Source organism: Paenibacillus amylolyticus, assembly GCF_047302515.1.
In the GTDB taxonomy this organism is placed as follows: Bacteria; Bacillota; Bacilli; order Paenibacillales; family Paenibacillaceae; genus Paenibacillus; species Paenibacillus amylolyticus_G.
Genome location: NZ_CP168019.1, coordinates 326,059 through 338,217, shown reverse-complemented (window position 1 = coordinate 338,217; position 12,159 = coordinate 326,059). Strand labels below are relative to the sequence as shown.

8 protein-coding genes are annotated in these 12,159 nt (G+C 49.5%); 1 reads left to right on the top strand and 7 read right to left on the bottom strand.

From position 1 onward, the window contains the following. Positions 1–128: 128 nt before the first annotated feature. Together ACDJ59_RS01560 and ACDJ59_RS01555 are read right to left on the bottom strand one after the other, a co-directional pair. Positions 129–1,112: an MBL fold metallo-hydrolase gene (locus ACDJ59_RS01560; protein WP_413407406.1), complete on the bottom strand. Its 984-nt coding sequence runs from the start codon at positions 1,110–1,112 to the stop codon at positions 129–131. A 27-nt stretch (positions 1,113–1,139) separates the two neighbouring features. Continuing rightward, complete coding sequence (locus tag ACDJ59_RS01555) at positions 1,140–1,883, bottom strand: class I SAM-dependent methyltransferase (RefSeq protein WP_100527764.1); 744 nt, start codon at positions 1,881–1,883, stop codon at positions 1,140–1,142. 232 nt (positions 1,884–2,115) lie between these two features. Between ACDJ59_RS01555 and ACDJ59_RS01550 the strand changes: the two genes are divergently transcribed. Beyond that, positions 2,116–2,991, top strand: a complete 876-nt coding sequence (locus ACDJ59_RS01550; protein ID WP_413407405.1) for a DUF72 domain-containing protein — start codon at positions 2,116–2,118, stop codon at positions 2,989–2,991. A gap of 190 nt (positions 2,992–3,181) precedes the next feature. Here ACDJ59_RS01550 and ACDJ59_RS01545 read toward each other — a convergent pair whose 3' ends face one another. The 5 genes from ACDJ59_RS01545 to ACDJ59_RS01525 form a co-directional block, all read right to left on the bottom strand. Further along, a complete protein-coding gene (locus ACDJ59_RS01545; protein ID WP_413407404.1) occupies positions 3,182–5,359 on the bottom strand; it encodes a glycoside hydrolase family 88/105 protein in 2,178 nt (725 codons plus the stop codon). A 57-nt stretch (positions 5,360–5,416) separates the two neighbouring features. Further along, on the bottom strand, positions 5,417–6,238 hold the full coding sequence (locus ACDJ59_RS01540; RefSeq protein WP_413407403.1) for a polysaccharide deacetylase family protein: 822 nt from the start codon (positions 6,236–6,238) through the stop codon (positions 5,417–5,419). Continuing rightward, on the bottom strand, positions 6,216–9,608 hold the full coding sequence (locus ACDJ59_RS01535) for a glycosyl hydrolase (protein WP_413407402.1): 3,393 nt from the start codon (positions 9,606–9,608) through the stop codon (positions 6,216–6,218). The genes ACDJ59_RS01540 and ACDJ59_RS01535 overlap by 23 nt, the downstream gene beginning before the upstream one ends. Positions 9,609–9,740: 132 nt before the next feature. Continuing rightward, complete coding sequence (locus ACDJ59_RS01530; RefSeq protein WP_413407401.1) at positions 9,741–11,246, bottom strand: extracellular solute-binding protein; 1,506 nt, start codon at positions 11,244–11,246, stop codon at positions 9,741–9,743. Positions 11,247–11,264: 18 nt separating this feature from the next. After that, positions 11,265–12,152: a carbohydrate ABC transporter permease gene (locus ACDJ59_RS01525; protein WP_017692544.1), complete on the bottom strand. Its 888-nt coding sequence runs from the start codon at positions 12,150–12,152 to the stop codon at positions 11,265–11,267. Between the last annotated feature and the right edge of the window lie 7 nt (positions 12,153–12,159).

Genomic DNA, 12,159 nt, shown 5'->3' with positions numbered 1-12,159 from the left:
CGCGCTGGCTTAAAAATAGATGAATGAACCGTTAAGAGAGGCTAAAAAGGCCCAGAACAGGTGAATTTCCTGTCCCGAGCCTCTATATAAGATCGTATTATCATTTCATATCGATATCATCATTCCGTTTAGATTTGAAAATAGAACGTGCCATCCGGTTGCTGCTCTTGCTTCACTAGTTCGCGTCGAATTAACTCCTGCAAATGGGCTAACGTCTCACTCATGGCAAACCGCAGTTGATGGGTACCCAGCCGATTGCCAAACATGTGCACACAGATGTCATACGCATTCGCCGATGACTCCTGAATTCGCTCCGTCATCTTCTGAAGACGTTCCTCGTGATGAGCCAGCAATTGAACTGTCCGTTCGGTGAACTGGGCAAAAGGATTCCGATGCCCCGGATACGCCTGCTTGACATTCAGCTCCCCAAGACGTTGCAATCCTTCCATATAAGACAATAATGGCTGAGGGTCACTGCCGGGTTGCAGACTGATATTCGGTGAAATCTGTGGCAAAACTGCATCTCCGCACAGAATCTCCATGGACTCCGGCGCATAAAAGGATAAATGGCCTGGGGCATGTCCCCCCGTCTCCACAGCAACCCAACGTTTCCCGCCCATATTAAGCCACTCGCCATCTTCAATGGGTGTGACGTTCGGAAGTGGTGTGATCTGCGAAGCAAATGCCTTCATATGTTCATGTATCTGCTCAGTCTTGTCTTCCGGCATACCATGACGACCATAATAATCAGGTAATATTGTATTGATGCGTGAATCAGGTCCCCACATATAATCAGCCTCTTGGCGGGAGCGTGTGGACATTCGAACGGGTGCCCCCGTCATCTGTTGCATCCAACCCGACAACCCAAGATGATCGGGGTGCTGGTGGGTCAGTACAATCTGACGAATATCGCTAAAGGTCAGGCCAAGATCTTCCAGCGCTTCACTCCACTCCTGTTCTGTTTCCGAATTACGCGGTCCCGGATCTATAATAGTTATCTTCCCATCCGGTTCTGATAACACATAACTGTTCACCCATCGTAAGGGAAACGACATGCTGATCTTGACCCGGTGTATGCCCTCTGTCATGGATATCTCTTCTGTGCGCTTCATGTTATCCCCCTTCCAGACTTTCTCTGTTCACTCCACAGGACGACGACCCACAAAAATCATGCGTGGAGAAGTCTGCTCGTCATATTTCTCTTCGTCATAGCCGCCATGTACCTGATCTACCCGGAGTCCGGCGGCACTTAACATCTGACTCAGTTGTTCCCGTGTGTACAACTTCACACGTTCCTGATATACCCGCGGTTCATGTCCGGATGTGGTATCCGTAATGCGAATTTCCTTTTGCACAAACCCTTCCTCAATCTTGCGATACTCCTCAATACGCTGTCCTTCATCCTCTCGAACGGAGTGCTGCACCAGATGACGCGTTACATAAGCCGTATTCATAAAATCAATAATATAGCTGCCACCTGGGCGAAGCATGCGATGAATGGCACGTAATACTTTCAATTGTTCTCCGTCCTCCAGGAAATAACCAAACGATGTGAACAGATTAACTACAGCGTCAAAACCACCTTTCAGCGGCAGTTCACGCATGTCTGCGTGACACCAAGATACTCGGTGTTCAGTGTCCATTAGGCGCGCTTCACGTAGAAGCACATCGGACAGATCAACTCCGGTCACTCGCAATCCTGCGTCAGCAAGTGCCATGGAGTGCCGTCCCATACCGCAGCATAGATCCAATACTTCAGCATTGGGCTCAAGCTTCAACCAATTAATCATTTTATGTACTTCCTGATGGGCACCCTGCACATCCCGGTGCTTGTATACGAGCAGATAATCTTCTCCAAAACTCTTTTCATACCATTCCGTCATCCATTCTCGCCCTCCACTTGGTCACTGGCTCTCTATCTGTAGTACGCTATGTACAGGCCTGATCATTTCCACTAGCTTTAATGTATTGTAACGTCTTTATTCTGCAAACTCAAAAAATTCCAGTGATTTTCCAACATTGAAGAGCCAAAATGCACACGATATAATGTTAGACATATGCCTGCAAATCGGTTAATTATAAGAGGTTGTTCAAAAAGCAACAGGAGGTGTTCTTATGATTCACATCGGACTTACCGGATGGGGGGATCAGGAAGATCTCTATCCAAACCGTACCAAAGCCAAAGACAAACTCAGTCTATACGGACAGTACTTCTCCACCGTCGAGGTGGATAGTTCCTTCTACGCCGTTCAGCCGCGGGATCGAATGGCACGATGGGCTGCAGAGACGCCCGAATCCTTTGCTTTTATCATCAAAGCCTACCAGGGAATGACCGGACATCTGCGGGGCAAGCCCTACTTCACCAGCACGTCGGAGATGTATAAGGCTTTTCAGGAATCACTGGAACCGGTCATTGAAGCCGGCAAGATGCAGGCAGCCTTGTTTCAATATCCGCCTTGGTTTGAGTGCAATAAGGACAACGTGAAAGAGCTTCGTGAAGTAAAACTTCGAATGGAGGGCATTCCGTGTGCCCTGGAATTCCGTCATCGTAGCTGGTATGAAGGTGACATGCGCGAGCGGACGCTTTCGTTCCTGAAAGAGCAAGGCTGGATTCACAGCGTCTGTGACGAACCTCAGGCAGGTCTAGGTTCTATCCCCATCGTGCCACAGGCGACGGATTCCGAGATGACGCTGGTGCGTTTGCACGGACGCAATGTGTCCGGGTGGCATCAGAATGGTGCGCCCAATTGGCGCGAGACCCGTTATTTATACCGTTACAACAAGGAAGAATTGTTGGAGTGGAAAGGATATCTGGAGCAATTGCAGGAGCAGAGCAAGGATGTCTATGTTATTTTCAACAACAACTCCGGTGGCGATGCAGCGGCGAATGCCCAGATGATGATGGACCTGCTGGATCAGCCGGTGAAGCCTTTCCCTGACCGTTCTGAACCGGAGAAGGAAGAAGGACCGGAGCAGCTGGAGTTATTTTAATACGTGCTAAAAACGGAGTTATTCATATTATTGGGTAAAGGTAAGTGTATTTATCATTGCTATTATGCAGATCGTATTCGAAATTGGAAACAACCTAAAAGCGGCAAGCCCGGGGGCTTTGCCGCTTTCTTTAGCTGGTAATCTACCTATAGAAGGCTATCCACATACAGCCGTTTCGTTGTGTCAAACATCAGCGCTGCGCGGCTGTAACCGAAGAATCGATAGATGTCTTACAGAGCTGCTGGTTCATTTTATACAATTCAATGCCCGCCAAGAGCACAATGCCGATCCCGTGGGTGTCATTCAGATTCCATCCCAGATCATCACGATAATACAAGGCGGTAAACGAGTACCCGGAACCCCGGCATACCCCGTATATATTGCCTTTATAGTCAATCGACAAACGTGTCATGCCTTCCCATCCTTTGCGTACGGCCTCCAAATAAGGCTCTGGCTGTTCCAGCCAGCCTTCCCGAATACCACGGGCATAAGCGTAGATAAACATGGATGTGCAGGAGGTTTCTTCATACGAATCCGGGCGGTTCAGCACCTGATGCCATAGTCCATTTTCCCCTTGCAGCGCCAGATAACCTTGACTTAAATCACGATAGAAAGTTAGCAGTTCCGACCGTTTCACATGATCATGTGGCAGGATGGATAACAATTCGGTTAATGAAAAGAGCACCCAGCCGTTCCCTCGTCCCCATGGAATACCTGTCGCCCGACCACGCACAAAATCATACACATGGGACATGATCTGTTGTTCGGGAAGATAGAGGTATTTACGGAACATCAGGAACTGATTGACCGCATCTTCCCAGTACGTCGCATCTCCTGTCAACTGACCATAACGCATCAGAAAAGGTGTACTCATGTACAAGTCATCACACCACATCGTCTCCTGACGCATCTCTCCACTGCCGCGAACCCGGTAAAAGGCACCATCCTCCAAACGTTCCTGCTCATCCGTAATGTAGCCCGCAATCCGATCCGCAGTATCTCTTCCCCCACGAATATCACCGAACTCCATCGCAGCAAGCAGCGTGGACCCAAACGAACCGCAATCATCCAAGCTGTCGATGGCAGACAGTTGATTATTAATCCCTGCCGCACCGTAACCTTCCCGATCCCACAGACCATAGCGGTCAAATGAAGTACTCAGTTCAATATGTTGCCGCACGTACTGAATGTAATCATCCCGTCCCAATTCCTGTCCCGTCTGGAGTAGTCCAAGCAGGGTAACGCCAAGCGGATAATTCCATTTTCCGTAATGTGTGTTCTCCAGGTAGGGACGAACATGCGTATCGGGAAGATCTACCCGCCAATACACACCTTGTGCGCCATCATCAAATACGGTGTCCGTTCTCACAACGTCGACGTGAGTTGGTTCAGCGCCGGGAGCAAACACGCCTGTGTACAGCCAAGGGTCAGAGCATCCCGCAACCGGATGAGAAGGTTTCAGTCTCCAGCCTGCGGAACCCGAACGCTCGGCATCTTCCAAAGTGAATCCCCATGAGCCACCAACTGCCTGAACTTCACCTTTCACGACCACATCCGATGAACCGTAACGGCGCGGGAGTTCAATGCGGAAGTTACCGCTACTTCCAGCAGAGTATACTTCCGTGCCATCCACATACAGAGTCAAAGCTCCATCATGACGGCCATTTAAAATAACTGGCGTTGATCCTGGCAAGGTTACATCCAGTCTGGACCAGGCGTAAGCAACAGCTAGTTGTTCTGTTCCAAAGATCCGGGCAAATGAACCTGCGCCCTGCTCCTCATCTGTCCAACCCCTGCGCGGATACCAGGTAAGGCCCGTTTCTTCTTCCATCATGCCGTCACGAGGAAGAGATAATACAGGTTCATCGACGGGTTCCGAATATAACCAGCCCTCCTGTCCCTGACGATCAGCCCCAGGAGTGAGGAAGTGCAGCGGGAAATTTTTGAACGAGGCTGTTCCGTAGATACCGCCGAACCCTACTTCTGTTTTGACAAAACACAGCAACACATCATTCCAGCCATAGTTCACGGAAATCGGAATCTGGGTTCTTCGCTCGGGAAATAATTCCTGCAACAACTCAGACTTGAACACCTCTTCACCGTTCACATAGATCGTCACTGGACTATAACAGTTCAGGCCCGTATTTAACGTTGTATTCTGCTCGCTCCATATCTTGCCCCATACATACACGTATTGCCCTGCACGCGCCTCTATAGATTTCTCATTCAGATTCAGGTCGTAGCGATAGTCCCCTAGCCTGCGAAAACCTCCCTGATTATGGGCTCTGAACAAAAAGGAATGTTTCGGATGATCGCCAATATAACGCTGAGCCACCGTAGTCAATATATCCGGAATTGAATCGTACACCTTGCCTGCAATCGCCTCGTTCTCATGAAAATAACGAATGATCGTCAGCTCCCTTCCTTATACCTTGATTCGTTCGCTTAGCCGCAATGTTTCTCCACCCTGCACTTCAACAACCTGCTGATCAGCCGTGAACCAAACCGGGATGGCAGACGGATTATGGATGATGGATCGATCAGCTGAACACTCCAATCGTTGCACCGCTTTCCAATAAGCAATCACTTCGATGTTCGTGGCATACCAGATATCGTCCCTGCCGCCAATCTGCTCACCGAACTGTTCGATGATCTCCCAGTTGTCGTTGTCATTGAACTCATAACTGTGACCCCAGACGTAGAGTAATAGTGGCGTACCTGTTTTGGAATGTTGGATAAAACGTTTGGCATGCCCCGCCAGATCATGGTTATGATGACAGGTCGGATGCCATTCAAGCGGCCGTTCTGGCAATGTGTATCTGCCATGTGATTCAACGGTACGGGCATAATCAATGCCAAGCCACTCCAGCTTTGTACTTAACGCACGGTCGTACCCTCCGTTGGGATAAGCCATGCCTCGTACCGGATAACCGACGAGCTGCTCCAATGCTTTTCGGTCTTCGATAATCTCTTCGGTCAATAGTTCATTCGGAACATAAGGCAGCGTAGGGTGAGTAACCGTGTGAACGGCTACTTCATGCCCCGTATAAAGTTCAGCGACTTCCCCAGCCTCAATGCGGCCTGGATTACCCAGGGTACCGGAGTTCAGATTAAAGGTTCCCCGTAGACCATACCGATTACAGATTTCCACCAGTCTGCGATCATGCACCACTCCGTCGTCATAACTGAGCGTCAGCGCTTTCATCACACCACCTGGATAGCGGTCAAACCGAATACGATGTCCCATCCCCTGCTTCCACTCCTTTATCCGAATTCTTCAACAGTACATGACCTGCATCTTGTAATCGATGATGTTCTGAATCAAAATACGTACCTTCCAGCAGGCCGATCAATGTGTTGGTAATCCGCACTTCAATGTCGTTCTCCCCAGGACGAAGCCAGGATGCATCTCCCTTCCAGCGATACGGAGACCAGCATCTTACACCCAGACTATGTCCGTTCACCCGCACTTCCGTTACATCCTGCACACGCCAATCGCTAAATTCCAGTTCAAATGAGGCAACATCTTCCCCTAGCTCATCCAGCCAGAACGTGCATTTATAACTCATTTCCCCGGCAAAATGGGGATACAGCGGCTGCGGTTCAGGTCCGATACAAAGGGCCGTGTCCGGTTCCCGCACGAGCGAAGCCATGCCTTCATAATGGAACTCCACGCCGAATCTACCTTGTAGATACAAGGGATCCACGATGCCATCCTCATCTTTCGTTACCTGCACAATCACCGTCATTTCGTTAAGACCGCTGTGCAGCAGCTCCGTGATATCACAAGCGATATTATTGTGGTCGGTTATTTCGATTGGATCGAACTGTTCTTTTCCAAGTGGTTGCCCATTAATCTCCATGGACCAAGTGCCCGAGATCGCCGCTCTGTCCATGAATAAAAGGCATGCAGGCAATGCCGTTCTCAGCTCAAATGTGGTCGTATAACGGCACTCGATCGGGTAAGCAACGGATGCCTTTTTCGGTGTGCCAAACACCTGATTAAACTGGACTGGCAGATGCTGCTGCTCCGATAATTCTGCCGCCTGATCAATAAACGGTTTTACAGCCACATGCTGGCTTTCCAGAATTATTCCATTAGCATTGGAAGCCTCAAGATGAAATTGTCCCATTCGTAAAATGTTAGACTGCACCGTTTCCAATCGCCATGGCCCTTCCGAAGGGACCATGATCTTACAGGCTTGATTCACCCCTGCCGAAACATCCGCTCCGAACGTCGATCCCGTTTTGTCTGCTACATCCACCTTCGTTGTTAATGCCTCTTCCTTCGCAGGTTGTAAAGTAAGACGAACAGCATGCGCTTCATAAGGCGCCAGTGTTAGTGAAATGCACCATTCCCCACCACTGCTCGTATACGGCAATATCTGAAGCCGCCCTGTCTCCAGATCAAGTCGTTCTGCCACAATACAAGCACCCTCTGCCAGCTCCTCTCCATCCCACAGCTGTCTGGCGACCAGCTTCAATTGTCCCTTCAGGTCCTGACCCTCCTGATTGGTCAAAAAAACCATATGCTCCCCAGCCGACAATTCACGGGTGTGCATCAGCAGAGAGGCACTTTCCTCCTCCATGATCCAGCAGATGGGTTCCGGCAATACCTGATCGAGCAGGAGAGAGATTAGCTCCAGCGAAAAGTCATCTCCCTGCCCTGTTCCTGCGGGTAGAAAATAGGCATTCCCCTCACCTTGATGCCACATGGTTTCACGGTTATCGTGATCTGTTGTCACGCTACGGCCCCAGTACACCTCTTGCGGCTGCTCGCCCGCACCAAAGAACTGGGCAGCTTCATCTCCCTCCGGACTTCCCGGCTGGATGGCAATATGCGGTGGCATCCCAACAGAGATGACGGTTCCTCCCTGCTGAACGAATCTCTTCACCTGTTCCCAGGCCGCAGCCTCCAGATTCAGCATCGGTGGCAGAATCAGTACGTCATAACGGGCAACACCGATCTGAATGATGCCATCCGTTAAGTCAGCTTCAGCCAACAATTCGGGATCAAGGTGATCATAGTCACGTCTGTTTTCGAGCAGATGTGTCGTGATCCTCATCCAGTCCTTCGTCAGACGCTCCAGTTGCACCCGTTCTGATTCGTCTTCGCCGCTATACTCAAATCCATGCAGCGGATTACCCATCAGACTCCAGAATGTTGTCGTTGGGTCAAGTACGGCAATACGAATGTCTGCTGCTCCGGTGCTCATGAGATAGCTCAACCGTCCGGTGTAATCCCCCAACTGCCGGAAATGCTTCCAGTAGGGATTCTGTAAAAATTGAGATGGCGGTGCATCATGCTTTGCCAGTCCACCAATCGTATAGAAAAAGGCGTGAAAGTTATAAAAATTGGTGCCCATGGCGGCCATTCGATCAATCATCCACTTGGCATCCTGTAGCGTCATGGACCAGCCCACACTGTGAAAACATTCAATCAGATTGCGGCTTCGGCCCAATTGCCGGGCAAGCGAACTGACCATCTTGGGATTGTCACGCATCTTTTGACCATATCGTTCCAGAATCCACGATAAGGATCGTCCAATTTTCTCATGTGCTGAATCACCACCTGGCATATGACTGAACAACTGGGTAGTCATCCGTACACCAGGCGCTTCAGCCGCATACTGGATTCCTGCTTCCTCACACCAGTCATGCACCTGTTTGTGATAGGACTCCCGGAGAAGCAGATGCAGTGACTGGTAATAGTCATACCGAATCCGATGCGCGTCCGGAACATCACTATATAACAGGGCCGGTAGCGAATCGATCAGACTATAACCACAACGCTCACTGAAATAACGGGGAAGCTGTGGTGACCAGGGAATACGGCCCAGCGGTGCAATTTCATCCGAGAACATACCTTTGATCACGCTTTCAAATCGATCTCCAACCGCAGACTTATAACGCTCATGTGTCAGTCCAATAAAACGACTCATCGCTTCCTTATGGCAAGGATCAACAAAGTTGCCGTAATATTTGAAATCGTCGATCTCTTTTTCCTGAAATATTATCAACTCCCAATCACCCGCGGGAACATCCCACAACAAGCGGAACGCTGTTCGGTAGGTGAAGAACCGCTTGCGGTTATACGATGTGAGTCCGGTCTCCTGATACACCTGGTGCGTCTGGATATTGCCAATTTTGCTGCGTAGATCGATGGACTCCTGCCATAGACGCTTGCCCTGTTCATCCTTGGGAATCGCTTTGGCAACCAATACTCGTCCCCACGGCAACTCCAGATCCACAGCTTCTCCGCCCTGAACCACCAACTGATGATGCACGAGCTGACGCTGCTTTGCTTCAGGAAAGTCAAGGGTCACTTCCCCACCAGCCATCCCGCTTGGATATGGATATTCGTCATATAACCATACTTGCATGCCGTGAGCAGCCGCCGCTTCCACTGCAATCCGCACCTTATCAAACCACGCTTCCGACAGATAGGGAATTTGCAGTCCCTGACGTGGACAGATGAAGAATCCACCTACACCTTGCGTCGCCATCTCAGCCACTTGCCGCTTAACCTGTTCTTCTTCCATATCCCCGTTCCAGAACCAAAAGGGATGGACCCTGTACTGCGCCTCAGGATTTTCAAAAGCATCCCCGTTCCACATGTTGCCTTCCTCCCTGCCTGTCCAAAAGTGTGTGGTACCCAGCTTTACCAATAACGTTCATTTCAGTTTATATAGGTTTGTTTTGTTTTGATTATACATCAAAAACCATATTCAGGAAGTCATATTTTCCAACTACTTCAGTGCAGCGTACAGTTCATTGACTTCTTTCACATAATCGTCTCCGCCGTTATTCTTCCACAGGGCAACAGCATCTTCGAATCCTTTCTCATCAATCTGACCTACGATATATTTGATCCGTGCATCGTTAATGATATTGTCCAGCTGCGGTCCTTTCTGAGCGTAAACATCCGAGATCAGCGGTTCGCCAGGATTGGCGATGACAATCTCTTCGTTGGCTTTCTGCACCTGTGCAACCTTTTCACGGACAGGTGTCTGTTGTACACGAAGCGTTCTGTCTTCCGGCACAAACATCAAAATCTGATTTAAGCCTTGCAGGTCGCGAAGTGCAAGCTTGTCAGTGCTCGGTACGATGTAGTCTTCTTTTTTCTCGTATTGCTTGCCTTCCAGTCCGTTATACAACAATGCTTGCAATTCCGGTTCATTCAACTGATCCAGAAAGCTCAGTACCTTCTTCAGGTCTTCTTCCGTTTTGACACTGCTTTTGGAGATCGCAATCAGGCCGGAGTAGCCGGACGTTGGCATATCGCGCAATCCCTTTGGACCTTCCATCGCTTGCAGCACATCCACGCGTCCTGTCGCATTGGGGTCTTTATCGAGTATTTTCTGATCCATCCGCTGTGCATTATCTGCTACATCCACCATGACACCGGCTTGCCCATTCACAAATGGATCAGGAAGTTTCGTTGCATCCATCACGGCAAAGTCCTTGTTGACCAGACCTTCACTATAGATTTGCCGGAAAAATTTCAGAGCTTCCATGTATTCTGGTGTCTCATGCGCCGGAATCAGACCTCCGCTGCCATCATCTCCCCATTTGTTGGGTGCACCAAACCATACCTGCATGTTATCCCATGGACCCGTGAATTTGCTGGCAACCAGACCGTACGTATCATCCTTGCCGTTACCATCTGGATCATCATTCGTGAACGCTTTCAACAAATTATAAAATTCATCAATCGTCTTCGGCTCTTCCAGCCCCAGATTCTCCAGCCAATCTTTGCGGATTGTGACCCCATTACGTCCTAGGGCGCGTGCCCGGTAGATTCCATAGGTTTTGCCATCGATTGAAGCATTGTTAGTGATGATTTCATTCATTTGGCTCAGATTCGGATAATCTTTCAGATAAGGACCAAGCTCCCAGAATGCTCCGGTTCGGGCCGCATTAATGAAACTTGGGGACTTCCCTAAGACCACCATAATCTGAGGAAGCTTTCCCGAGGCCAGTGTGATGTTGAATTTGTCTTCGTACGAGCTGCTCGGCACCCACTGCAAGTTCACATCCACCTTGGTCAGTTCTTCAAGCTTCTGGATGACCGGGCTGTTCTCCGGCGGATTCTCCGCTTCAAAGTTCGGCAGCATAATGGTAATTTCGTCGGTTCCACCGGCAGCGGTCCCTGAACCTGCTTTGTCCGTGGAGCATGCTCCCAGAATTGTACTCAATACCAGTGACGCAGAGAGTAACAGTGCACCTTTTTTGAATCCCGTTTTTTGTCCCATACGTTCTCCCCCTTGGCTTTAGCCTTTGATTGAACCTAACATGACACCTTTGGCAAAATGCTTCTGCAAAAACGGATACACCAGCAAAATCGGAATGGTACCTACAACGATCACCGCCATTTTGATTGACTGCTCTGGTGGCTGCACAAAATTTGGGTCCATGTTAGCCATATCTCCGACACTGGCTTGCGAGAGTAACACGATCTGTCTTAGCATGACTTGCAGTGGCCATTTGTCACTGTCGGAAATGTACAGCAGTGCCGAGAAAAAGTTGTTCCAGTGGCCTACGGCGTAGAACAAGGCAAACGTGGCGATGACCGGTTTGGATAAAGGCAGAACAATTCGCCACAGCACCCCGAGATCCGAACAGCCGTCGATGCGGGCCGCTTCCTCCAGCCCGGGCGGCATTTGCTGAAAAAAGTTTTTGACAACTATTAAGTTAAAAGCGCTGATCGCGCCAGGAAGCATAAGGGCCCAGTAAGAATCGAGCAGTCCCAGTCCACGAATGACGAGATACGTTGGAATCATGCCACCGCCAAATAACATCGAGAAAATCACCATGTTCATCATGACGTTACGGCCCCAGAAGTCACTTCTGGATAGTGGATAGGCCATCGTTAGTGTGAAGAACAGATTGACCAGTGTACCTGCCACCGTGATGAAAATGGAAACACCAATGCTGCGAAAGATCGTGGACGATGAAAAGATATACTCATACGCACTGAAGGAAAACACCTTCGGAATGAGGAAAAAACTGCGTTCGGTGATCTCGGCTTCCGTTGCAAAAGAATTCCCTATAATATACAGGAACGGAAGGACGGTTAATATGCCCAGAATCCCCAGCATGACGTAATTGAAGATATCAAATACCTTGCCGGCAGGGCTGTTGTATAGACGGCTGTTCATGGGCGCT

What these genes read in the sequence shown, in the direction of transcription:
- ACDJ59_RS01560 (WP_413407406.1), bottom strand. Translation starts at nt 1,112, where the DNA reads ATGAAGCGCACAGAAGAGATATCCATGACAGAGGGCATACACCGGGTC.
- ACDJ59_RS01555 (WP_100527764.1), bottom strand. Translation starts at nt 1,883, where the DNA reads ATGACGGAATGGTATGAAAAGAGTTTTGGAGAAGATTATCTGCTCGTA.
- ACDJ59_RS01550 (WP_413407405.1), top strand. Translation starts at nt 2,116, where the DNA reads ATGATTCACATCGGACTTACCGGATGGGGGGATCAGGAAGATCTCTAT.
- ACDJ59_RS01540 (WP_413407403.1), bottom strand. Translation starts at nt 6,238, where the DNA reads ATGGGACATCGTATTCGGTTTGACCGCTATCCAGGTGGTGTGATGAAA.
- ACDJ59_RS01535 (WP_413407402.1), bottom strand. Translation starts at nt 9,608, where the DNA reads ATGTGGAACGGGGATGCTTTTGAAAATCCTGAGGCGCAGTACAGGGTC.
- ACDJ59_RS01530 (WP_413407401.1), bottom strand. Translation starts at nt 11,246, where the DNA reads ATGGGACAAAAAACGGGATTCAAAAAAGGTGCACTGTTACTCTCTGCG.
- ACDJ59_RS01525 (WP_017692544.1), bottom strand. Translation starts at nt 12,152, where the DNA reads ATGAACAGCCGTCTATACAACAGCCCTGCCGGCAAGGTATTTGATATC.